Here is a 21,430-nt window from a genome sequence, read left to right as displayed (position 1 = left end):
CCCCAAACCCCCCCCACCCCAGGGGTAGGGGCGGCCCCGCGCAGACGGCCGCACGCGGGGTTGGCGGGGCGCCCCGCGCCTCCCCCCCCCCCCGCGGGGGGCGCCCCCCGGGCCGGGTCAGACGGCGTCCGTGCAGACGGCGGAGCTCGCGGCGCGGCGGGCGCGGGCCGGCTCGACGCAGGCCCGCGCCGGGACCTCGGGCGCGTAGACCTGGCCGGAGTAGACGACCCCGGTGCCCTCGTCGCCCCCGGAGTACTGGGTCAGGCGCTTGTCGTCGCCCGCGGCCGCGCGCACGCCCGGCCTGCGCTCCACCCACACGTTGTAGTCCGCGCCCTGCCCCTGCTTGGTGAACCTGGCCCAGTTGACCTGGCAGGTGCCGCCCTTGCCGGGGCCGTACCGCAGTTCGAGGTAGCCGCCGAAGGCCCGGACCCACCTGGACGCCACGGTGGAGGACCCCGTCGTGCAGCCCGTCAGCGCCGGGTCCTTGCCGTCGCAGGCCGTGCCCGAGCAGGTCCGGGCGGCCGGCCGGCCGTTCGCGGGGCCGTCGTCCGCGTTCGCCCCCGTGACCGGGAACAGGGCCAGAGCCGCCACCGCCAGCACGACCGCCGTCCGGTGTGATCGCATGCCGCCACCTCCAGGGAGAGATCTGGTTCGTCGGCACGATTGTGGACCGGCCGGCCCGCCCGGATCTGTCATGCGACCTGTGGTGCGTTGGCGGGACGTCATTCGCCCGACGGGAGCGGGATGCGCACCGACACCAGCGTCCCCTCGCCGGGAGCGGCCTCGACGTCGGCGCTGCCGCCCACCGCGCGGGCGCTCTCCCGGATGGAACGGGCGATGCCGAGGCCGGTCGTGGGCGCGTCCGGGTCGAAGCCGCTGCCGTGGTCGAGCACGCTCAGCGCCAGCGTCCCGGACCGGCATTCCGCCCGCACCACGGCGTGCCGCACGCCCGCGTGCTTGCGCACGTTCGTCAGCGCCTCGCGCAGGATGCCGCTCAGCGCCTCGACGACCTCGGCCGGCATGCCCTCGCGTTCCGGCGCCGAACGCAGCCGGCCCGCGTTGAACTCCACCCGCAGCCCGCTGCCGACCGCCTGCCGCACGACCTCCTCCAGGGCGGCCACGACGTCCTCGGCCGGATCGCCGTCGTCGCCGCGCAGGAACGCGCGCAGCCACTGCGACTCCTCCGCCACCCGCGCCCTGACCGAGGCGTCGGTGATCCAGCCGTCGCGGGTCAGCGCCTCCATGGTCTGCAGGATCCGGTCGTGCAGCACGCGGGCCGTCCTGCCGCGCTCGCGCTCCTGCGACAGCTGCGCCGAGCGGCGCAGCTCCTCGGCCCTGGCCCGGTCCAGGTCGCCGGCGGTCCTGAACAGGATGCGCATGACGTACGCGGCCATCGTGGCGTTCGTCGTCAGCCCGGCGACGTGCGGCAGCCCGGCCCACCACGCCAGGTCCGCCTGGACGTACCCGAGGACCAGCGCGCCGCCCAGCGCCGCCGTCCACGCCAGCACGACGGGGAACGTGCGGAAGGAGATGCCGGCCATGATGCCGACGAGCAGCACGTACGGCAGGATCGTGCCCGGCCAGCCGTCGGTCACCCGCGAGCCCGCGTAGTGACCGGCGGCGAGCACCGCCGCCGTCACCAGGGCGAGGTCCACGCAGAGCAGCGCGCGCGGCGCGAGCGCGGCGCGGGCCGCCGTGACCACGCACACCAGCAGGCTGACCGCGCCCATCGCCCCCAGCAGGTACGGCAGCGGCCCCAGCGTCAGCCACCGCCCGTCGCCCAGCACCTCCAGGGACCCGCACAACACCAGCGCGCCCACCCGGACGACCACCATGGTGAGGGCCCGGCTGCGCTCCATGCCGGCGACCGCCGTCCCGGGCGGACGCGGCGGACGCGGGGTGCTCACGGCCGGTCGCGGCGTTCGAGCCGGTTGAGCGCCGCGCGGGTGAGCTCGGCCTTGTTGCCGACCTGCAGCTTGGCCCTGATGCGCTCGACGTAGGTGTCGACCGTGGCCTTGCTGACGCCCATCCGGCGGCCCACCTGGGCGTGGGTGAAACCCTGGGCGATGTAGGAGAGGGTCTCCTCCTCCCGGGCCGACAGCCGGGGCCGGGCGTCACCGCCGGAGTCCCCGCCTGCCTCGGCGCCGTCGGCCCCGGCGGGCGGGCGGGTGTTGTCGTCCAGCTCGCTCTGCAGGATGTCGGCCAGGCCCGCCGACAGGTAGAAGCCGCCCGCGGCCACCGTGCGCACTGCGGCGACGATGAGCTCGGAGGGGGCGTCCTTGGTGACGTACCCGTTGGCTCCGCAGCGGATCGCCGCCAGCACGTCGGCGGGCCGGCCGGAGGCCGACACGATGAGGACCCGCGTGACGGCCGACAGCTCCTTGACCGCGGCCAGGCACGGCCGGTCCTCGGCCAGGTAGAGGTCGAGGATCAGCACGTCGTACCCGGCGTCGAAGCCGCGCAGGTCCCCGACGGACGAGCCCCGCAGCACCACTTGCAGGTCCTCGTGCCGGTGCAGGAGGTACTCCAGCCCATGGCGGATCAGCTCGTGGTCGTCGATCACGGCGATCCGGATCACGTCTTGCTCCGCGGCAGGCTGCGAACGAGGTGACATGTCAACAACGGTGAGCAGAAGTGCGCAAGACCAGCAAGTCCTGCAAAACCACTACAAGTTCGTATTGTAGATCATGAATCCTGTGGTGCACGGGCGTTCGGACGGTAGCCGTCGGTGGCCCTGACGAGCTCGTGCAGCGTGCCGGGTTCGGCGCCGCCGTGGCCGGCGTCCTCGACGATCCGCAGCTCGGCCTCCGGCCAGGCGCGGTGCAGCTCCCACGCGGCGTCGGGCGGCGTCTTCATGTCGTAGCGGCCGTTGACGATGACGCAGGGGACGTCCCGGATCGCCGCCACGTCGAGCAGCTCGCCCTCTTGCAGGAAGCAGCGCCGGGTGAAGTAGTGCGCCTCGATCCGGGCGAAGCCCAGCACCTCCCGGTCCGTCAGCGGAGGGGCGGGCGCGGGCAGCAGCGTGTTGGCCGCCAGCTCCCACGCCGCCCACGCCCGCGCCGCCGGCAGGTGCACCTCCGGGTCCGGGTCGAACAGGCGGCGGTGGTAGGCGCCGAGCAGGTCGTCCCGCTCGGCCTGCGGGATCGCGTCGCGGAAGGCCGCCCACTCCGCCGGGAACAGCCGGGCCGCCCCTGAACCGGTGAACGCCCACGCCTCGTCGGCCGCGGTCGCCAGGTAGACGCCGCGCAGCACCAGCTCGGTCACCCGGCTCGGGTGGCGGCGCGCGTACGCCAGGGCCAGGGTCGCCCCCCACGAACCGCCGAACACCTGCCAGCGGTCGATGCCGAGCCGCCGCCTGAGCAGCTCCATGTCCGCGACCAGGTGCCAGGTGGTGTTGGCGGCCAGCGACACCCCGGGGTCGGCGGCGTGCGGGCGGCTGCGCCCGCAGTTGCGCTGGTCGAACAGGACGATCCGGTAGGCGCCGGGGTCGAAGAACCGGCGCTGCACGGGCAGCAGCCCGCCGCCGGGGCCGCCGTGGAGGAGGACGACCGGCTTGCCGCCGGGGTCACCGCAGGTCTCCCAGTAGATCTCCTGGCCGTCGCCGACGTCGAGCAGGCCGGTCTCGTAGGGCTCGACGGGCGGGTAGAACGTCATCAGCGTCATGGCTACCAGACCTACTCGCCCCGGCCGCCCGGCGCGCGCCCGGCTCCACGACGGATTCGTCAGTTCGGCGAGTGTGCGGCTCTACGACGGGCGCGCGAGCTCGGTGAGCGTGCGGCGGAGCAGTCGTGCGGCCAGCACCGGCTTGAAGGCGTTGTGCCGCAGCGGGCGGGCCTCGGCCAGCGCCACGCCGGCGGCCCGCGCGAAGGCGGACGCGTCCGGGACGGCGCCGGTCAGCAGGTCCTCGGCGGCGTGGGCGCGCCACGGCTTGTGCGCCACCCCGCCGAGCGCGACCCGCGCGAACACGATCCGGCCGTCCTCGACGTGCAGCAGCACGGCCGTGCTCACCAGCGCGAACGCGAACCCGGCCCGGTCCCTGACCTTCGCGTACGCCCCGCGTCCCGGCGGGGCGGGCGGCAGGTCCACGCTCGTGACCAGCTCGCCGTCCCGCAGCACGGTCTCCACCTGGGGCGTAAGGCCGGGCAGGACGTGGAAGCCGGTGAACGGCACGCTCCGAGCCCCCCGCGGTCCCGTCAGGTTGACGGTCGCGTCGAGGGCGGCCAGGGCCACGCACATGTCCGAGGGGTGGACGGCGACGCAGCTCGGGCTCGCCCCCAGGACGGCGTGCGCGCGGTTGAAGCCGTCCAGCGCGTCGCACCCCGCGCCGGGCACGCGCTTGTTGCAGGCGGCGGCGGTGTCGTAGAAGTAGCGGCAGCGCGTACGTTGCAGCAGGTTGCCCCCCACGGTCGCGCGGTTGCGCAACTGCGGCGAGGCACCCGCCAGGATGGCGCGGGCGAGCACCGGATAGCGCCGCCGCACCCGCGGGTCGGCCGCGACCTCGGTGTTGCCGGCCAGCGCGCCGAGCCGCAGCCCGCCGCCGGGCAGGTCCTCCACGGCCGACAGCGGCAGGCGCGAGATGTCCACCACCCGGCCCGGCCGCTCGACCTCCTCCCGCATGAGGTCGACGAGGTTCGTCCCGCCGGCCAGGTAGCGGGCCGGGCCGCCGTCCGGCGGCGTCGCGGCCATCATCGCGACGGCCTCCGCCACGCCGGCCGCCCGCAGGTAGGCGAACTCCCTCACGTCGCGGCGACCTCCCGGACGGCGGCGGCGATGTGGTGGTACGTCCCGCACCGGCACAGGTTGCCCGCCATGCGCTCGCCGAGCTCGGCGTCGGTCAGCTCGCGCGGGGGAGCGGTCAGGTCGGCCGTCGCGGCGCTGGGCACGCCGTCCCGCAGCTCGGCCAGCAGGCCGGCGACCGAGCAGACCTGGCCGGGCGTGCAGTATCCGCACTGCAGGGCGTCGTGCCGGACGAACGCCTCCTGCACCCGCGTCCCCACCTCGTCGTCCGCCAGGCCCTCGACGGTGACGATCTCCATCCCCTCGCACTGCACGGTCAGCAGCAGGCACGCGTAGACCCGCATTCCGTCGGCCAGGACGGTGCAGGTGCCGCAGGCCCCCTGGTCGCAGCCCTTCTTCGTGCCGGTCAGCCGGAGGTGGTCGCGCAGGAAGTCGAGCAGGGACACGCGCGGGTCCGCCGGCGGCTCGTGCGGCCGGCCGTTGACGCGCAGGGGGAGCGGGGCGCGGCCGTCCATCCCATCCCTCCGGCCGTACGGACTGTGGCGATCACCGTAACCCGCGCCGGGCCGGGCGGCCTGGTCCGGGCGCCGGCCGAGGGGCAAAACGGTGGCGGGCATTGCCGAATCCGGATCATCGGGAGACGGCGGGGTCCCGCCGTCGTCCACGCCCGCCACCGGCCTTCCCGGGGCCGCGACGGGCACGCCGCGCCCGCCACCGGCTTCCCCCGGGAGATCACCCCTTGGCGCTCAGGGCCTCCGCGACCGTCAGGCTGTCCTCGTAGATGTGGCTGCGCGTGATCAGCCCGTCCTCGACGGTCAGGTGCAGCGCGAACGGCGTGGCGTAGGAGACGCCGGTCGCGCGCACGGTCTGCACGATCTGCCCCAGCACCACGGCGTCCGCCCCGTCGACCAGGATCTGCCGCACCGTGGTGCCGTTCAGCTCCGGCACGTGATGCGCCCCCAGCGACCGGTAGTGCTCGGCCACCTCGGCCCGCCCCGACCGGTGCCGGATCCACGGCACCGCCGGATGCCCCTCGGCGGGCCAGCTGAGCTGCCAGTCGATCGGCTCGGCGAACAACTCCGCCGTCCGCTCGGGATCGCCCGCGCCGATCCGCCGCAACAACTCCTGCACGATGTCCCGCGTGTCCCTCTCCATGCCCCCAGTCTTCCGGCCCGCCAGAACGCCGTCGATTACCCCGGAGGTAACCGCCGGCGGTATTCCAAAGGAACCCTTGACATCGCCGGTGCGGGTGGCGGAACATTCCAAGCATGTCTTTGGAATCCTCGGGGCGGCGGCTGGTGCTCGACGATCCGGCCGCGATGCGGGCCTTCGCCCATCCGGTCCGGCTGGCGCTGCACGAGCTGCTGTTGCGGTCGGGGGCGACCACCGCCGCCGACGCCGCCCGCGAGGTCGGGATCAGCCAGGCGCTGGCCTCCTACCACCTGCGGCAGCTGGCCAAGTACGGCCTGGTGGAGCAGGCCGAGGCGCGCGACGAGCGGGAGCGGCCGTGGAAGGTGACCGCGAGCGTCCAGGTGTGGGATGACGACGTGACCGGGTCCGAGCGGTCGGCCGCCCGCAGTCTGCTGGAGCAGGTCCTGGCCGAGCGGGCGTTGTCGCGGCTGGTGGAGTGGCAGGAGGCGCGGCGGGGCGAGGAGGAGCCCTGGCGGGGCGTCGGCGGCATCGGCAACACCTACCTCTACGTCACCCCGCAGGAGATCACGGCGCTCGGTGAGGCCGTCGCCGACCTGCTGCGGCCGCTGATGGCCCGCGTGGACGACGCGGCGGCCCGTCCCGAAGGGGCCCGGCCCGTGCTGGTGACGCAGATGGTGATCCCGCTCGCGCCGACGGTCTCCGGTGACTGAGCGACGCCCCCCGGCGGGGGAGACCGGCCGGGCCGGTGGGCGCACGGCCGAGAAGCCGCCGGGCCGGGAGGATGGAACTCGCCGGGCGACCGGGGCGCGGTGGTGGCCGGCGCGGGGCGAGGGCGGGTGGGGGGCGCCCGGCGGTGGGCGGGGGTTCGGGCGGTTGCTGGTCGCGTCCGTCGTGTCCCAGACGGGCGACTGGGTGATCAGCACCGGGCTGGCGTTCCACGTCTACCGCCTGACCGGCTCCACGCTGTCCACCGCGATCATGCTGCTGATCTCCCGGCTGCCCGACGTCCTGCTCGGGTCCGTGGCCGGGGTGCTGGCCGACCGCTGGGACCGCCGCCGGTTGCTGGTCGTCACCGACGTGCTGCTCGGGCTCGGGTTGCTGCCCCTGCTGGCCGTACGCGGCCCCGCCCAGGTCTGGATCGTCTACACGGTCGCCCTGTGGACCGGCGTGCTCGGCACCGTGCTCGCCCCGGCGCAACGGGCGCTCGTCCCGCAGCTCGTGCCCGCGTCCGGGCTGGTCCGGGCCAACGCCCTGCACGGCCAGAGCGGTCAGCTCGCCCGGCTGCTGGGGGCGATGCTGGGCGGCGTCGCCGTCACGGCGGGCGGGCTGCCCGCGATCGTCCTGCTCGACGTGGCCAGCTTCATGATCTCCGCGGTCCTGCAGGCGACCCTGCGCGTCCCGGCCAGGTCGCCGGTCGTGGCGCGGGCGCCGTCCGTCCGCGCCCAGTGGGCCTCCGGGCTGCGGCTGGCCTTGGGGGACCCCGGCATCCGGTTGCTGGCCGCGTACATGGTGATCACGGGGCTGGGCGAAGGCATCTTCGCCACGCTCGCCGCCCCCTTCGTGGCCGACGTGCTGGGCGGCCAGGGCGACGCGTACGGGCTGTTCCTGTCGGTGCAGGCGGTCGGCGGGCTGGCCGGCGCGCTGGCCGTGGCCCTGCACCGGCGCGACCCGGTGCCACGGGCGCTGCTCGGCTGGGGCACGGTCGCGTTCGGCCTGCTCGACCTGGCGCTGTTCGCCTACCCCCTCGCCCTCGACGCGTTGTGGCCCGCCCTCGTGCTGATCGCGCTGGCCGGGCTCCCGGCGGCGGCGGCGATGGCCGGGTTCGCGACGCTGGCCCAGACGGCCACCACCGACGAGCGCCGGGGCGGCGTCATCGGGCTGCTCGCGAGCGCCCAGGCCGTCACCTCGCTGCTCGGCATGGCGACGGCCGGGGTGCTGGGGGAGGTCGTCGGCATCGTCCCGGCGTTGTGCCTGCACGCCGCGGGGCTCGTCACCGCGGGCGTGCTCGTGCTGACGAACCGCACACCCACCCGAACAGCACCGACCCCGAACCCCCGACACGCCGCTTCCGACCGGATCCAGCCATGACGTTTGTCATGAAGGCGTCTCTGACGACTGGCACTACACCCGGCGCCACCACTCCCAGCAGGCTGGTCCCATGCTGAAACTCAAGGACGGCGACCCCCGGCGGCCCCCGCCGGTCGCCGGGCGTTACCGTCGGGCCCTGTGACGGGTGACGCGGTGGTGCGGGAGGTGGAGTTCAGCCGGGGCCGGACGGCGGCGCGCGCCGGGGCGTGCGTGTGGCTGCTGCTGGTGGGGTGGCCGCTGTGGTCGTTCTTCTCCACACGTCCCGGCGCGCTCACGGTGGTGTGGGTGGTCGCGGCGGTCGCGGTCTTCGCGGCGTGCTGGCTGCGGATCATGTGGCGGGCGCTCAGCGCCCTGGGCGCGGCGGCGCTGACCTGGACGCCGGTGGGGCTGGTGGCCGCCGCGCTGGTGCTGCTGCCGGTGCTGCGGGTGCCGTGGGCGTACGTCGCGTTCGTGTTCGTGGTCAGCGCCCTGTCGGCCTGCCTGCCGCGGGTCGCCTTCGTCGCGTCGGCGGCGGTCACGACGGTCGTGGTGGTGGCCGCGCTGGCGGCGTACGGGCGGCCGTTCGGGCAGGTCTGGTGGGTGCCGCTGGCGATCCTGGTCGAGGCGGTGACGGTGGCGAGCCTGAAGCACCTGGGCGAGATGGTCGCCCGGCTCGACGCCGCCCGCGCCCACGTCGCCCGGCTCGCCGTGGACAACGAACGCCTGCGCTTCGCCCGCGACCTGCACGACACGCTCGGCCACACGCTCACCTCGATCACCATCAGGAGCCAGCTCGCCGCCCGGCTGGCCCGTACCGACCCGGAACGGGCCGCCCGCGAGATGGCCGACGTGGAACGCGCCGCCCGCCAGGCGCTCGACGAGGTGCGCCACGCCGTCGCCGGCTACCGCGCCCCCTCCCTGTCGGGCGAGCTGCGCACGGCGGCCCACAGCCTGGACCTGGCCGGGATCCGGCTGGCGGTCTCGCCCGCCGGCGGGCCCGTCCCGGCCGCCGCCGAGACGCTGCTGGCCTGGACCGTACGGGAGGCAGCCACGAACGTCGTGCGCCACAGCCGCGCCCGCCATTGCCGCATCGACCTCGCCGTCGACGACCACGCCGCCACCGTCGAGATCCGCGACGACGGCCCCGGCACCGAAGCCGACGGCGACGACGCCCCCAACACCGGAGCCGAAGGGGCCGGAAGAGCGGTGGCAGGGGGCGTCGGAGGCAATGGGCTGACCGGGCTGGCTGAGCGGATCGCCGCCGCCGGCGGATGTCTGGAGGCCGGTCCGCTGCCCGGCGGCGGCTACCGGCTGCACGCCCGAGTGCCCTTGGAGCTGCCGTGATCCGCGTCCTCATCGCCGACGACCAGGACCTGGTCCGCGGCGGCCTGGCCGCGCTGCTCGCCCTGGAGGACGGCATCGAGGTGGTGGCCGAGGTCGGCCGGGGCGACCTGGTCGAGCCCGCGGTGACCGAGCACCGCCCCGACGTGGTCCTGCTCGACATCGAGATGCCCGGCATGTCCGGCCTGGAGGTCGCCGAACGCCTGCGCGGCCACCGGGTGGTCATCGTCACCACGTTCGGCCGGCCCGGCTACCTCAGCCGTGCCCTCGACGCGGGCGTGTCCGGGTTCGTCGTCAAGGACGCCCCGGTGGCCGAGCTGACCGCGGCCGTGCGCCGGGTGATGGCCGGCGAGACGGTGATCGACCCCAAGCTGGCGGTGTCCGCCCTGACCGTCGGGCCGAGCCCGCTCACCCAGCGGGAGGCCGAGGTGCTGCGGACCGCCTCCGGCGGCGCGACCGTGGCCGACATCGCCCGCGCCCTGTTCCTGACCGAGGGCACCGTACGCAACTACCTGTCCTCGGCGATCACCAAGACCGGGGCGCGCAACCGCGCCGAGGCCGTCCGCGTGGCCGAGTCCCGCGGCTGGCTCTGAACCCCCGGCCACCTACCAACCCCTCAACCCTCAAGAGGAGTTTCGCCATGCCTTCCGACGACTTCCGCCCGCCCGGACCGGAGTTGTTCGACTACCCCGCGCTGTGGGACGGCGCGCCGCTCTGGCTCACCAAGCCGGTGCTGCTGGCCGCCGTCGGCGTGCTCGTGGTGTGCGCGCTGGCCTGGGGCGCCTTCTCCCGGCCCAGGCTGGTGCCGCGCGGCCTGCAGAACGCGGGCGAGTACGCCTACCTGTTCGTCCGCGACCAGATCGCCCGCCCGTCGCTGGGCGCGGACGCCGACCGCTGGATGCCGCTGCTGCTCACGCTCTTCCTGCTGATCCTGCTCTGGAACGTGATGGGCGTGATCCCGCTGCTCCAGTTCCCGGTCACCGCCCACGTCGCCTTCCCCTGGGTGCTGGCCGGGGTGGTCTACCTGCTCAAGCTCTACCTCGGCTTCAGGCGCCAGGGCCTGGCCGGCTACCTCAGGAACGCGATGTTCCCCGAGGGCCTGCCCAAGGCCCTGGCGATCACCCTGTACGCGCCGCTGGAGCTGTTCTACATCTTCGTCACCGCGCCGTTCACCCATGCCGTGCGGCTGTTCGCGAACATGTTCGCCGGGCACACGCTGCTGGCCTTCTTCAGCGCGGTCGGCTACTGGTTCCTGGTGGAGCGGCCGACCGTGGGCGGCGTGGCGGTGGGCGTGCTGGCGGTGTTCATGACGTGCCTGCTGACCGCGTTCGAGATCTTCGTGATGTTCCTGCAGGCGTACCTGTTCACCATGCTCACCGCCATGTACCTCGGCCAGTCCCTGCACCCCGAGCACTGACCCGGGCACTGACCCGAGCACTGACCCGGTCAGGACGCGGGCGGCGCCAGGACCCGCCAGGCGGCCGGCCGCACGATCCAGGTGCGCCGCTCCGCCACCTGCTCCAGCTCGCCGTCCACGCTGGCCGGGACGGGCCCGCCCGCGACGGTGATCCGCCTGCCCCGGAAGGTCTGCACGTCGGGGCGGGCGGGGTGCCGGCCGCGGCGCAGCCCGGTGGCGAAGGCCAGCCGGGCCAGCGGTCCCGTGGCGTAGGACACCACCACCTCGGCCAGCCCGTCGTCGGGCCGGGCCGCCGGGGCCAGCGGCGTGCCGCCGCCGATCGTGGCGCCGTTCCCGACGCCGGCCATGAGCACCCGGCGGCGGCCGGTGCACACCTGGGCGCCGTCCACCCTGATCCGCAGCCGCCATCCGCTCGTCCCCGCACCCGCCAGCACCGCGCCCACCGCGTACGCGGCCCGGCTGAGCAGCGGCTTCAGCGGCGCGGCCCGCTCTGCGGCGTGCGCGCCCACGCCGAGGTGCGCGGCGTTGACCACGATGCCGCCGTCGTCGTCGATCAGCAGGTCCACGGGCCGCTCGTGCCCCGCCAGCACGACGCGGGCCGCCTCGGCCGGGTCGAGCGGGATGCCCAGCGTGCGCGCCAGGTCGTTGCCGGTGCCCATGGGGATCAGCCCGACCGGGCCGGCGTCCAGGCGGCCGTGCTCCAGCAGCGCGGCGACCAGCGCGTGCACGCTCCCGTCACCGCCCATCACCACCGGGACCCGGTCGTCGTGCGACCGCGCGGCCTCCTGCGCGCCGCCGTCGCAGACCCGCACGTCGGCCTCCGCCCGCAGCAGCCGCAGCACCTCCCGCGTGCTGTCGTCGCCGACGCCGCCGGCCTGCCGGTTGCAGATCACCAGAAGTCTCACGGGTCCTCGCCTTCCCTTCCGCTGGGCGGATGGGTCTCTTCCCCGGGCGCCCGCCACAATGCCCCGCCGCCGGGACCCGTTCGGAGGGCAGAGGTCCGGCGCGCGGGATGCGGCGGCGCGCTTCTGTGGCGTTTCCAAGGTTCCCCGACGGTGGGATGAACACGCTGCTGCAGTTCTGCCCCGACCCGCTGCTGTCCGGCCCGACCGACGGGTTCGTGCCGCTGGCCGAGCAGGACCAGACCGCCACCGGCACCCTCATCGCCGACGGGCTGGACGGCATGGGCGCCGGACGGGACGAGGTGGCCCGCCTGGCCGGCTCGTTCACCACGATGACGCACGCGCTGCGCGAGTCGGTGCCGGCCCAGCGGCGCCTGGTCGCCGACGCCTCGCACGAGCTGCGCACGCCGCTGACCAGCCTCACCACGAACCTGGAGCTGCTGGAGGAGGGGCGCGGCACGGCCGACCCGCAGGCTGCCGTTCGTGTTCGACCGGTTCTACCGCGCCGAGTCGGCCCGTTCCCTGGGGTCGGGGCTCGGCCTGGCCATCGTCCGCCAGATCGCCGAGGCGCACGCCGGGTCGGTGCGCGCCGAGCCGCTGCGGCCCGGCGTACGGCTGGTCCTCGCGCTGCCCCCGGCCACCTGACCCGGCCACCTGACCGCGGCCGGAGATGAGGGCGCGACCACGGGCGCGGACCCCCGCACCCGCAGCCGCGCCGGTCCAGGGGCCGGTGGCCGGTTCGGTGTTCAGTGGGCTCCGGGGGCGGCCCCGGCGACGGGCACCGCCGGTGCGGCGGGTGCGGCGGGCCGGGGCATCGGGCGCGGCGGCAGCGCCATCAGCACCAGGCCGAGCACCGCCCACAGGCCGAGCACCGTCAGCGGGACGGCCAGGGCGGCGCCGTCGAAGTAGACCACGCTGCGCACCAGTTCGAGCGCCGACCGGGTGGGCAGCACGTAGCCGAGCGCCGCGTACCAGGGCTCGATGAACGCGGCGCCGAACGGCCCGCCGCTGGCCGGCAGGCCGATCGGGATGAACAGCACGGCCGCCGCGATCACGCCGCGCGGCCCGAAGCGGCGCATCAGGCCGTTCACCGCCACCGAGACCAGGAAGATCACCGCGCTGGAGACGGCCAGGAGCCCGAGCGGTGCGCCGGTGAGCGCGCCGAGCAGGCCGTCGACGACCCAGGTGAGCGCCAGGCCGCCGGTCACCGCGCCGAGCGCGAGCACCGCCAGCCGCAGCCCCCGGTGCATCATCGGCTGCATCCGCATGGTGAGCACGGTCGTCGCCAGCGCGGTCAGCAGCAGGCCCAGCACGTAGAACATGCCGGATACGCCGGAGGAGTCGCCCTCGGCCAGCGGCCGCACGTCCTCGACCGCGAGCTGCCGTCCGGCGGCGCGCTGCATCAGGGCGGTGAAGTGCGGGGCCGCCGTGTCGCCGCCCGCACTGGCCACCAGCAGGCGGCCCTCGCCCGCCAGGTAGGCGGCCTCGACCTCGCGCCGGAGCACCGCAGCCCGCGCGCCGGCCGCGTCGGCGTACGGGCGCGCGTCCACGGCCCCGCCCGCGGCCTGCTCCAGCCGGGCGGCGTCGGGGCCCACCACGGCGAGCGGCACCCCGTGCGGAACCGGGTGGTGCAGCGCCCCGACGAACGAACCGATGATCACGACGCCGACGACCGCGGACACCAGGTAGGCGACCGCGACTCGAACAGCGGGATTCTTCATGACGCTCCTCAGTTGTCCACCCGGTTCAGGTCCTGGTGGCGGCCCGCACGACCGGCGCCGCCGCCTTCACCTTGCCGGTTAGAGCGCGCGCTAAGTCAAGGCGTCGGACTCGGATCTGGCCCGCGAATGTTCCAGGAAGTTGAACGTCATCACCACCAGCACCAGAGCGGCCACGGACAGCAGCGCCGGCGCCTGCAACGAGATCGGGATGATCGCCAGGATGGCCACCGGCATGGCGAGCTGCGGCCCCGACCACTTGGCGAAGATGTGCCAGCGGGCGTAGCAGAACGTCGCGAAGTACAGGGCGCAGCCGCCGAACAGCAGCGCGGTCACGGGGGCGGCGAAGACCTGGCCCGGATGGGAGACGACCTCGGCCATGCCCACCGCCATCGCCATGATCGACCCGATGAAGGCCAGGTGGCCGTAGGAGAAGACGCGCCGGATCAGGTCGGTGCGGATCACGGCCTCGTCCAGGGCCTTGGGCAGCGACTCGGCGGCGAAGATGAAGTACACCCACCACAGTGCGCAGGCCAGCACGAACGTCGCGGCGACCGCGCTGATCGAGCCCACGGCGAGCGGGCGCGCCGACGACGCCTGCGCGCCGATGGCCAGGATCGGCTCGCCCATCGCGATGATCAGCAACAGGCCGAACCGCTCGGGTAGGTGATGGGGGTGGAAGTTGACCCGCACCAGGTGGCTGCGGGTCAGCACCGGCGCGGCCAGGTCGATGGCGGCGGCCGCGGCCCAGACCCACACCCGGGCGCCGCTGTCCAGCAGGCCCCCGGCCAGCAGCAGCGGCCCGGTCACGCACACTGAGAGCGTGAAGGGGTTGACCAGCTCGAACGGCCGGCCGCGGAAGTACAGGGCGGCCAGCAGCGAGCGCTGGGCGAAGTAGGCGGCGCCGAACATCAGGCCGCGCTCCTCGTAGGCGAGGGGGGTGGCCAGCGCCATGAACAGGCCGCACAGGCTGAGCGCCAGGATGCCCAGCCGGTCGGGGGTGTTGTTGACGTCGCGGGTGTTGGCGTGCACCGCCATGCCCACCCAGGCCCAGTACGTCGGCACCAGCACGACGACGGCCTGCCCCACGCTGCCCCAGCCGTGGCCGCGGTGGAGCAGGTCGGACAGCTGGGTGACGGCGAACACGAAGACCAGGTCGAAGAAGAGCTCGACCCAGGTGACTTGCTTGTCTGCTTTCGGTTTCATCGAGCGGTGTGACTCCTCGTGCGTCGTGCGGGTGCTCACGCGGGCAGCAGCGCGGGCTCGGCGCCCGTGGCCAGCCGCCAGCGCACGTCGTAGGCGTAGGCGGCCGAGGCCAGCGTGACGTGGTGGTGCCAGCCGTGGAAGGAACGGCCCTCGTAGTCGAACAGCCCGAAGCCCCCGGCCAGCTCGCCGATGGCGTGGGCGGCCCGCCAGCGGGACTTGGCCAGCGCGACCAGCTCCTGCGCCGGCACGGACATGTTCGTCAGCCAGAACGCGCGCGGCCGCGGCCGGCCGAGCGGCCACTCCACCAGCAGCCTGCGCGAGCGCGCCTGCTCGTCGGAGACCGGCAGGAGGACGAACTGCGAACGCAGCGACCGCCCCCGCGGCCCCTCCCACCAGGCCACCGTGCGCCGCTCCAGCCCGGCCGCGGCCTGCGCCGCCTCGGCCAGCGCGACGCGGGCCCGCGGGCCGCCCCCGCGCACCACGCTCATCGAGGCCCTGACCCGGTGGCGGGCGTCGACCTCGACGACGTAGTCGAGGCCGCGGTCCTCCAGGCCGCGCAGCAGGTCGGCGACGCCACGGACGTGGGTGAGGTCGGCCACCAGCGGCGCGACGGGTGTGCCCCAGTCGAGCGTCAGGTCGTCGACCAGGTCGATCACGTGCTCGCCGAAGGGCCGGTGCCGCTCCTGGTCGGGCACGTGCGCCCGGGCCCGCCGGTCGTGGTCGGCCTCCCACGACTGCGGCAGGCACAGCCGCCAGTTGACCGGCACGGCCGCCTCGCCGGAGCTCATCAGCACGGCCGCCCCCACCTGGCAGTTGACCGTGCGGCCGAGGCCGCGCACGTACTGGCGCTCGACGCCCGCCGACCAGCGGCCGTGCTTGGTGAAGGCCACCTCCTCCACCAGCCACGCGGCCGGGGGCGCGCCGGCCGCCAGCACGTCGGCCACGGTGCGGCGGACCGGGCGCGGGTCCCAGCGGCTCTGGTTGACGAACTGCTGCAGCGACTGGCCGTTGTGCGGGCCGCCCACCTCGTCGGCGATGCGCTGGATGGACTTGCGCCCGCCCGCGTGCAGCAGCCCCAGCACGTACGACTCGGCCGCGCTACGCTGGTCGGAGCGCGGCAGCGAACCGAATATCGTACCGAAGAATTCCGCGAACTCTTCGCGCTCGTTCACCGCGAGTTCTCTCATGACCGCCCCTCACCTGCATTAGAGAAGATCCGTAATGGCGAACGCGGTCAGGATCGCAGTTAAGTTTTGGTTCGCACAAGAGAGTAACACCAAGGTGGCAGCGGAGCTGTCCGGGAGTATTAAAGGGAGTACTCCCGGAGGCATCAACCGGGTGCTCATCGATAACCCGGTATTACATCACACGCGCCCTCAGTCAGGTGTGCGGGTAATGGACTTGCCGCCCGATGAGTCTGGAGTGCACTCTTGCATCCACCGGAATCATGTGATCATATGATGCGGGGATCTGCGCCGGTGACTGAGTAAGGCGACACACACTACGGGGGATGACCAGTGCAGTGCAACATCCAGCCCACGGTTGTGATAGCCGAACAGATCGAGGCCCATAAGGCTGCGATCTTGGCACAGCTGTGCGGCGAAATTGAAGAATCAACTTCCGGGGCCGCTCCGGGCGAGTGCGCGGAGTTGGCGGAAGAGCTCCTCGACCTGATGGTGGCCCGGCTCAAGGCCAGTGCGGACCGCTCCTCGGGGGCCCTGGCCGGGTCGATGGACGGCGGTCGCGGCGACGCCCGGGAATGGCGGCGAATTTCCCGCGACCTGCACGACCGGGTGGGCCACGAGATCAGCGTGGCGAGCCGGCAGCTGGAGCTCGCCGAAATCGGTCACGCACGTGGTACGGACGGTTTCCCAGTGCATGTGAAGGAGGCGAAGGCCGCGCTGCTCCGGGCTCACCAGGAAATCCGCGACGTCATATCCGACCTGCGCGTTCACGCCCATTGGCCGGGAATGGAGCAAGCGCTTGTACGGCTGATGACAACCATTGTGGACCCTCGCCTGGAGCATCGCATCACCCTTATCGGCGATGTCGACGGCCTGCCTCCGCGCATTCGGGACGAGTTATTCCTGATATTACGCGAAGCCATTACCAACAGCATCTCCCACGCGGGCGCCGACCTGCTCGAAGTGTGCGTCAAGATTGCGCACGACCGGATCACAGCAATTGTGCGGGACAACGGCCGGGGTTTCTCGGGCTGGCGCGCGAAACATGGGAACGGCCTGACCTCCATGCGCGAGCGCGGGGTCGCTCTGGGCGGCCTGGTGACCATAGAGAGCACCCCCGGGAAGGGCACCGAGGTCGTCTTCCGTGCCCCTGTCCGGGCTGTCCGGGACGAGCGGCCGAAGGAAACATCGGATGCAAAGAGAAGGCAGCATTGACGTTCTCATCGCCGACGACCACACGATCCTGAGGGAGACGCTCAAGCAGACGCTGGAGCTCGAACCCGACCTTCGTGTCGTCGCCACCGCCGGGGACGCGCGCGCGGCGGTGAAGTCGGCCGAGGCGCTGCGGCCGGACGTCGTGGTGCTCGACGTGGAGATGCCCGGCGACGGCGTCGTGCGCACCACCACCCACATCCACCGGGTCTCGCCCCGGTCCCGCGTCATCGTGCTGAGCATGTACGACGACCCGGTGCTGGTGCAGGAGCTCATCGCCCACGGCGTGCGCGGCTACCTGCTCAAGAGCGTCGGCCGGGAGGAGCTGGTGCAGGCCATCCGCGGCGTCTGCGCGGACGCCGAGCGCGTGGTCCTGTCGGTCTCGCGCGAGAGCCTGATGATGGCCGGCCGGCCGCGCGCCGGCAAGCTGTCCGAGCGGGAGCTGAGCGTGCTGTCCCTGGCCGCACAGGGCCTCAGCAACGCCCAGATCGCCACCCGGCTGATGATCGCCGAAGGCACGGTCAAGCGTCACCTGCGCAACATCTTCACCAAGCTCGACGCCACCTCCCGCCTCGACGCGGTGAACAAGGCCATGGCCGCCTCACTGCTGACGCTCTGACGCCTCCTCCCCGGGGACCAGCCAGAGCGTCGCCAGCGGCGGCAGCAGCACCTCGGCGACCGCACCCCCGTCCGAGCTCGTGCCCGTGCCCGTGACCGAGCCCAGGTTGCCGAGGTTCCCGCCGCCGTAACAGGCGGCGTCGGTGTTGAGCACCTCGTGCCAGCGCCCGCCGGAGGGGAGCGCCAGCCGGTGCGCGTGACGCGGCACCGGCGACAGGTTGCTCACGCACACCAGCGGCGCCCCCCACCGGTCCCAGCGCACGAAGGAGTAGACGCTGGAACCGGCGTCGTCGGCGTCGATCCAGCTGAAGCCGCCGGGGGAGCAGTCCAGCCGCCACAGCGCCGGGGTGGCGGCGTAGCGCCGGTTCAGGTCCCTGACCAGGTCGCGCACGCCCTTGTGCCGGGGGTCGCGCAGCAGCGCCCAGTCCAGCTCGCGATCATGGGACCACTCGCTCCGCTGCGCGAACTCCTGGCCCATGAACAGCAGCTTCTTGCCCGGATGCGCCCACATGAAGGCCAGGTACGCGCGCAGGTTCGCCAGCCGCTGCCACTCGTCGCCCGGCATCTTCCCGGCCAGCGAGCCCTTGCCGTGCACCAGCTCGTCGTGGCTGAGCGGCAGCACGAAGTCCTCCGCGTACGCGTACGTCAGCCCGAACGTCAGCGCGTGATGGTGGTACGGCCGGTGCACCGGGTCGCGCCGCATGTAGCCGAGCGTGTCGTGCATCCAGCCCATGTTCCACTTGAAGTCGAACCCCAGCCCGCCGGCGGACGTCGGCCGGGTCACCCCCTCCCACGCCGTGGACTCCTCGGCGATCGTCAGCACCCCGGGGCAGCGCCGGTGGAGGGTGTCGTTCAGCTCCCGCAGGAAGGCGATCGCCTCCAGGTGCTCCCTGCCGCCGTGCGCGTTGGGCCGCCAGGCGCCGTCCGGGCGGGAGTAGTCCAGGTAGAGCATCGAGGCGACGGCGTCCACGCGCAGGGCGTCGACGTGGAACTCCGTGCACCAGTAGAGGGCGTTGGCGATGAGGAAGTTGCGCACCTCCGGGCGGCCCAGGTCGAAGGTGAGCGTGCCCCAGTCGGGATGCTCGCCGCGCAGCGGGTCGGGGTGCTCGTACAGGGGGCCGCCGTCGAAGCGGGCCAGCGCCCAGTCGTCGCGCGGGAAGTGCGCGGGCACCCAGTCGAGTATCACCCCGATCCCGGCCAGGTGCAGCGACTCGATCAGGGCGCGGAAGTCGTCCGGGGTGCCGTAGCGGGAGCTCGGCGCGTAGTAGGAGGAGATCTGGTAGCCCCAGGAGCCGCCGAAGGGGTGCTCGGCCACCGGCATGAGCTCCACGTGGGTGAAGCCCATGCCGCGCAGGTACCCGGGCAGCTGCTCGGCCAGGTCGCGGTAGGTCAGGCCGCGCCGCCAGGAGCCCAGGTGCAGCTCGTACACGCTCATGGGCGCCTCGCGGGCCGGGCCGTCGCCGCGGGCCGCCAGCCACGCGCCGTCGCGCCAGCGGTGCCGCGAGGTGTACACCACCGACGCGGTGCGCGGCGGGTGCTCGGCCGCCAGGGCCAGCGGGTCGGCCTTGCGCCGGGTACGGCCGTCCGCGCCGGTGATCTCGTACATGTACCGGCAGCCGTCGCCGGCCCCGGGCACGAACAGCTCCCACAGGCCGCCGCCGGGCGTCCGGCGCAGCGCGTGCCCGGCGCCGTCCCAGCCGTTCAGGTCGCCCACCAGCCGCACCTCGCGCGCGCCCGGCGCCCACACCGCGAACGAGACGCCCGCCACGCCGCCCACCGTCCGGGTGCGCCCGCCCAGCGCCCGCCACAGCTCCTCGTGCCTGCCCTCGCCGATGAGGTGCAGGTCCAGCTCGCCCAGCGCGGACGGGATCCCGCCGGTCAGGACGTCCATCACCGCTCCACCGTCAGGATGTGCGCCGGCTGCCTGGACGGGTCCAGCCGCACGAAGTTGCGCGCCCCCCACTGGTAGACCTCGCCGGTCAGCTCGTCGCGCACCCGGAAGGAGGGCCCGAGGTCGGGCAGGTCCAGCGTCACCGTGGCCTGCCGCACGTGGTGCGGATCGAGGTTGACCACGACGATCACGGTGTCCTCGCCCGCCTGCTTGGCGAAGCAGAGCACGGCGTCGTCGTCGGCGTGCTGGAAACGCAGGTTGCGCAGCAGGCGCAGGGCCGGATGGCGGCGGCGGACCCGGTTCAGCGTGGCCAGGAAGGGCGCCAGCGTGCCGCCCGCCGACCAGTCGCGCGGCCGGTACTGGTACTTCTCCGAGTCCTTGTACTCCTCGCTGCCCGGCGCGGCCGGCTCGCGCTCGCACAGCTCGAACCCGGCGTACACACCCCACGTGGGAGAGGCCGTCGCGGCCAGCGCGGCCCGCACCCGGAACGCGGCCGGGCCGCCCTCCTGGAGGTAGGCGTGCAGGATGTCGGGCGTGTTGACGAACAGGTTCGGCCGCATGTACGCCGCCGCCTCCCCGGCCAGCTCGCCCAGGTAGCTCTCCAGCTCCGGCTTGGCGTTGCGCCAGGTGAAGTAGGTGTAGGACTGCTGGAAGCCGACGGCGGCCAGCGTGTGCATGATCGCCGGGCGGGTGAACGCCTCGGCCAGGAAGACGACGTCCGGGTCGGTGCGGTTGATCTCGGCGATCAGGCGCTCCCAGAAGAACACCGGCTTGGTGTGCGGGTTGTCCACCCGGAAGATCCGCACCCCGTGGCCCATCCAGTGGCGCAGCACCCGCAGCGACTCGGCCAGGATGCCGCCGGGGTCGGCGTCGAAGGAGATCGGGTAGATGTCCTGGTACTTCTTGGGCGGGTTCTCGGCGTAGGCGATGCTGCCGTCGGGCCGGTGCTCGAACCACCGCGGGTGCTCCCGTACCCACGGGTGGTCGGGCGAGCACTGCAACGCGAAGTCCAGCGCCACCTCCAGGCCCAGCTCGCCGGCCCTGGCCACGAAGAAGTCGAAGTCGTCGATCGTCCCCAGGTCGGGGTGGACGGCGTCGTGCCCGCCGGCGGCCGAGCCGATCGCCCACGGCGAGCCGGGGTCGTGCGGCCCGGCGATCGGCGAGTTGCCCGGCCCCTTGCGGTTGGTCCGGCCGATCGGGTGGATCGGCGGCAGGTAGACCACGTCGAAGCCCATCGCCGCGACGGCGGGCAGCCGCTCGGCCGCGGTCCGGAAGGTGCCCGAGCGCGGCGGGTGACACCCCGTGGGGTCCACCACGGCGCCCTCGGAGCGGGGGAAGAACTCGTACCAGGCCCCGTACAGCGCCCGTTCGCGCTCCACCAGCAGCGGCAGGTCCTCCCCGGCCGTCACGTGGTCGCGCAGCGGCCGGCGGGCCAGCGTCCGCAGCACCGGCTCGGCCAGCGCGATCGCCAGCCGCGCCTCGGGGTCCAGCTCGCCGTCGCGCAGCGTCGCGGCGGCCACGCGCAGCAGCCGGGCGTCGGCGGGCGGCACCTCGGGCTGGGCGGCGGCCCTGGTCAGCAGCCGGGCGCCCGCCTCCATCGTCACGGCCACGTCGATCGCGGCGGGGATCTTCACCTCGGCCACGTGCAGCCAGGTCGCCACGGGATCGCTCCACGCCTCCACCCGGAACGTCCACTCGCCCTCCCGGTGGGCGGCCACCTCGGCCGCGTACCGGTCGGAGCCCTGGGACACAGCCGCCATCGGGATCCAGGCGGCCTGCTTGCCGTCGGGGTCGGTGAGCACGACGTTCGCGCCCACCACGCCGTGCCCCTCCCTGAACAAGGTCGCCGACACCTCGAACGGCTCGCCCGGCACCGCGCGAGCGGGCCGGCATCCGCCCGCCACGACGGGCCGGACGCCGACGACGGGCACGCGGCCCGCGGCGATCTCGGAGATCTCGGTCAACACCAGCGTCTCAGTCATGTG

21 protein-coding genes and 1 pseudogene are annotated in these 21,430 nt (G+C 73.7%); 9 read left to right on the top strand and 13 right to left on the bottom strand.

Annotation, left to right across the window (positions count from 1 at the left end; translation table 11 throughout):
• Positions 1-117 precede the first annotated feature (117 nt).
• The 7 genes from ABZ444_RS46725 to ABZ444_RS46695 form a co-directional block, all read right to left on the bottom strand.
• Positions 118-624, bottom strand: a complete 507-nt coding sequence (locus tag ABZ444_RS46725; protein WP_358010761.1) for a DUF2690 domain-containing protein — start codon at positions 622-624, stop codon at positions 118-120.
• 98 nt (positions 625-722) lie between these two features.
• Positions 723-1,907 (bottom strand): ATP-binding protein, encoded by a 1,185-nt coding sequence (locus ABZ444_RS46720; RefSeq protein ID WP_358010760.1) that lies wholly within the window; start codon positions 1,905-1,907, stop codon positions 723-725.
• Complete coding sequence (locus tag ABZ444_RS46715; protein ID WP_358010759.1) at positions 1,904-2,578, bottom strand: response regulator transcription factor; 675 nt, start codon at positions 2,576-2,578, stop codon at positions 1,904-1,906. Before ABZ444_RS46715 ends, ABZ444_RS46720 begins: the two co-directional genes overlap by 4 nt.
• Before the next feature lie 107 nt (positions 2,579-2,685).
• Complete coding sequence (pip, locus tag ABZ444_RS46710) at positions 2,686-3,657, bottom strand: prolyl aminopeptidase (protein WP_358010762.1); 972 nt, start codon at positions 3,655-3,657, stop codon at positions 2,686-2,688.
• Positions 3,658-3,744: 87 nt separating this feature from the next.
• Positions 3,745-4,740: a xanthine dehydrogenase family protein subunit M gene (locus ABZ444_RS46705; protein WP_358010757.1), complete on the bottom strand. Its 996-nt coding sequence runs from the start codon at positions 4,738-4,740 to the stop codon at positions 3,745-3,747.
• Complete coding sequence (locus ABZ444_RS46700) at positions 4,737-5,252, bottom strand: 2Fe-2S iron-sulfur cluster-binding protein (protein ID WP_358010756.1); 516 nt, start codon at positions 5,250-5,252, stop codon at positions 4,737-4,739. Before ABZ444_RS46700 ends, ABZ444_RS46705 begins: the two co-directional genes overlap by 4 nt.
• A 217-nt stretch (positions 5,253-5,469) precedes the next feature.
• A complete protein-coding gene (locus tag ABZ444_RS46695) occupies positions 5,470-5,892 on the bottom strand; it encodes a nuclear transport factor 2 family protein (RefSeq protein ID WP_358010754.1) in 423 nt (140 codons plus the stop codon).
• 113 nt (positions 5,893-6,005) lie between these two features.
• On the opposite strand from ABZ444_RS46695, the gene ABZ444_RS46690 reads away from it, so the two are divergent.
• The 5 genes from ABZ444_RS46690 to atpB all read left to right on the top strand — a co-directional run bounded on the left by ABZ444_RS46690 (position 6,006) and on the right by atpB (position 10,714).
• Positions 6,006-6,599, top strand: coding sequence for a winged helix-turn-helix domain-containing protein (locus ABZ444_RS46690; protein ID WP_358010753.1), 594 nt, complete (start codon positions 6,006-6,008; stop codon positions 6,597-6,599).
• Entirely contained in the window at positions 6,592-7,977 is a 1,386-nt protein-coding gene (locus ABZ444_RS46685) for an MFS transporter (protein ID WP_358010752.1), read from the top strand. The genes ABZ444_RS46690 and ABZ444_RS46685 overlap by 8 nt, the downstream gene beginning before the upstream one ends.
• Before the next feature lie 138 nt (positions 7,978-8,115).
• Complete coding sequence (locus ABZ444_RS46680) at positions 8,116-9,300, top strand: histidine kinase (protein ID WP_358010750.1); 1,185 nt, start codon at positions 8,116-8,118, stop codon at positions 9,298-9,300.
• The gene (locus tag ABZ444_RS46675) at positions 9,297-9,890 is read left to right on the top strand and encodes a response regulator transcription factor (RefSeq protein ID WP_358010748.1); all 594 of its coding nucleotides are present in this window, start codon (positions 9,297-9,299) and stop codon (positions 9,888-9,890) included. The genes ABZ444_RS46680 and ABZ444_RS46675 overlap by 4 nt, the downstream gene beginning before the upstream one ends.
• A gap of 47 nt (positions 9,891-9,937) precedes the next feature.
• A complete protein-coding gene (atpB, locus tag ABZ444_RS46670; RefSeq protein WP_358010746.1) occupies positions 9,938-10,714 on the top strand; it encodes a F0F1 ATP synthase subunit A in 777 nt (258 codons plus the stop codon).
• Positions 10,715-10,743: 29 nt separating this feature from the next.
• Here atpB and ABZ444_RS46665 read toward each other — a convergent pair whose 3' ends face one another.
• Positions 10,744-11,619, bottom strand: coding sequence for a diacylglycerol kinase family protein (locus ABZ444_RS46665; RefSeq protein ID WP_358010745.1), 876 nt, complete (start codon positions 11,617-11,619; stop codon positions 10,744-10,746).
• Positions 11,620-11,648: 29 nt separating this feature from the next.
• Between ABZ444_RS46665 and ABZ444_RS46660 the strand changes: the two are divergent.
• Both ABZ444_RS46660 and ABZ444_RS46655 read left to right on the top strand, forming a co-directional pair.
• A pseudogene (locus ABZ444_RS46660) lies at positions 11,649-12,035 on the top strand (hypothetical protein); the annotation flags it as partial.
• Positions 12,036-12,099: 64 nt separating this feature from the next.
• The gene (locus ABZ444_RS46655) at positions 12,100-12,261 is read left to right on the top strand and encodes an ATP-binding protein (protein ID WP_358010744.1); all 162 of its coding nucleotides are present in this window, start codon (positions 12,100-12,102) and stop codon (positions 12,259-12,261) included.
• Between the two features lie 101 nt (positions 12,262-12,362).
• Here the strand turns inward: ABZ444_RS46655 and ABZ444_RS46650 are convergent, their stop codons facing one another.
• From ABZ444_RS46650 to ABZ444_RS46640, 3 genes are all read right to left on the bottom strand, one after another.
• Positions 12,363-13,337 carry a hypothetical protein gene (locus ABZ444_RS46650; protein WP_358010742.1) on the bottom strand — a complete coding sequence of 325 codons (975 nt, stop codon included), beginning with the start codon at positions 13,335-13,337 and terminating at the stop codon, positions 12,363-12,365.
• A 90-nt stretch (positions 13,338-13,427) separates the two neighbouring features.
• Complete coding sequence (locus ABZ444_RS46645; RefSeq protein WP_358010740.1) at positions 13,428-14,540, bottom strand: low temperature requirement protein A; 1,113 nt, start codon at positions 14,538-14,540, stop codon at positions 13,428-13,430.
• Between the two features lie 35 nt (positions 14,541-14,575).
• Positions 14,576-15,727 carry an IS701 family transposase gene (locus ABZ444_RS46640; protein ID WP_358010739.1) on the bottom strand — a complete coding sequence of 384 codons (1,152 nt, stop codon included), beginning with the start codon at positions 15,725-15,727 and terminating at the stop codon, positions 14,576-14,578.
• A gap of 330 nt (positions 15,728-16,057) precedes the next feature.
• Here ABZ444_RS46640 and ABZ444_RS46635 point away from each other — a divergent pair, with 330 nt between their 5' ends.
• Together ABZ444_RS46635 and ABZ444_RS46630 are read left to right on the top strand one after the other, a co-directional pair.
• Complete coding sequence (locus tag ABZ444_RS46635) at positions 16,058-16,939, top strand: ATP-binding protein (protein ID WP_358010737.1); 882 nt, start codon at positions 16,058-16,060, stop codon at positions 16,937-16,939.
• Positions 16,917-17,555, top strand: coding sequence for a response regulator transcription factor (locus ABZ444_RS46630; protein WP_357981182.1), 639 nt, complete (start codon positions 16,917-16,919; stop codon positions 17,553-17,555). The genes ABZ444_RS46635 and ABZ444_RS46630 overlap by 23 nt, the downstream gene beginning before the upstream one ends.
• On the opposite strand, the gene glgB is transcribed toward ABZ444_RS46630, so the two are convergent.
• Both glgB and ABZ444_RS46620 read right to left on the bottom strand, forming a co-directional pair.
• Complete coding sequence (glgB, locus tag ABZ444_RS46625) at positions 17,538-19,445, bottom strand: 1,4-alpha-glucan branching protein GlgB (RefSeq protein ID WP_358010736.1); 1,908 nt, start codon at positions 19,443-19,445, stop codon at positions 17,538-17,540. The genes ABZ444_RS46630 and glgB overlap by 18 nt on opposite strands.
• Positions 19,445-21,427, bottom strand: a complete 1,983-nt coding sequence (locus tag ABZ444_RS46620) for an alpha-1,4-glucan--maltose-1-phosphate maltosyltransferase (protein ID WP_357981176.1) — start codon at positions 21,425-21,427, stop codon at positions 19,445-19,447. The genes glgB and ABZ444_RS46620 overlap by 1 nt, the downstream gene beginning before the upstream one ends.
• Positions 21,428-21,430 lie beyond the last annotated feature (3 nt).

It is taken from the genome of Nonomuraea sp. NPDC005730 (assembly GCF_040630865.1).
In the GTDB taxonomy this organism is placed as follows: domain Bacteria; phylum Actinomycetota; class Actinomycetes; order Streptosporangiales; family Streptosporangiaceae; genus Nonomuraea.
The sequence above is the reverse complement of the archived record's forward strand: the minus strand, read 5'-3'. Positions and strand labels throughout refer to the sequence as shown.

What these genes read in the sequence shown, in the direction of transcription:
- ABZ444_RS46725 (WP_358010761.1), bottom strand. Translation starts at nt 624, where the DNA reads ATGCGATCACACCGGACGGCGGTCGTGCTGGCGGTGGCGGCTCTGGCC.
- ABZ444_RS46700 (WP_358010756.1), bottom strand. Translation starts at nt 5,252, where the DNA reads ATGGACGGCCGCGCCCCGCTCCCCCTGCGCGTCAACGGCCGGCCGCAC.
- ABZ444_RS46695 (WP_358010754.1), bottom strand. Translation starts at nt 5,892, where the DNA reads ATGGAGAGGGACACGCGGGACATCGTGCAGGAGTTGTTGCGGCGGATC.
- ABZ444_RS46690 (WP_358010753.1), top strand. Translation starts at nt 6,006, where the DNA reads ATGTCTTTGGAATCCTCGGGGCGGCGGCTGGTGCTCGACGATCCGGCC.
- atpB (WP_358010746.1), top strand. Translation starts at nt 9,938, where the DNA reads ATGCCTTCCGACGACTTCCGCCCGCCCGGACCGGAGTTGTTCGACTAC.
- ABZ444_RS46650 (WP_358010742.1), bottom strand. Translation starts at nt 13,337, where the DNA reads ATGAAGAATCCCGCTGTTCGAGTCGCGGTCGCCTACCTGGTGTCCGCG.
- ABZ444_RS46645 (WP_358010740.1), bottom strand. Translation starts at nt 14,540, where the DNA reads ATGAAACCGAAAGCAGACAAGCAAGTCACCTGGGTCGAGCTCTTCTTC.
- ABZ444_RS46640 (WP_358010739.1), bottom strand. Translation starts at nt 15,727, where the DNA reads ATGAGAGAACTCGCGGTGAACGAGCGCGAAGAGTTCGCGGAATTCTTC.
- ABZ444_RS46630 (WP_357981182.1), top strand. Translation starts at nt 16,917, where the DNA reads ATGCAAAGAGAAGGCAGCATTGACGTTCTCATCGCCGACGACCACACG.
- glgB (WP_358010736.1), bottom strand. Translation starts at nt 19,445, where the DNA reads ATGGACGTCCTGACCGGCGGGATCCCGTCCGCGCTGGGCGAGCTGGAC.
- ABZ444_RS46620 (WP_357981176.1), bottom strand. Translation starts at nt 21,427, where the DNA reads ATGACTGAGACGCTGGTGTTGACCGAGATCTCCGAGATCGCCGCGGGC.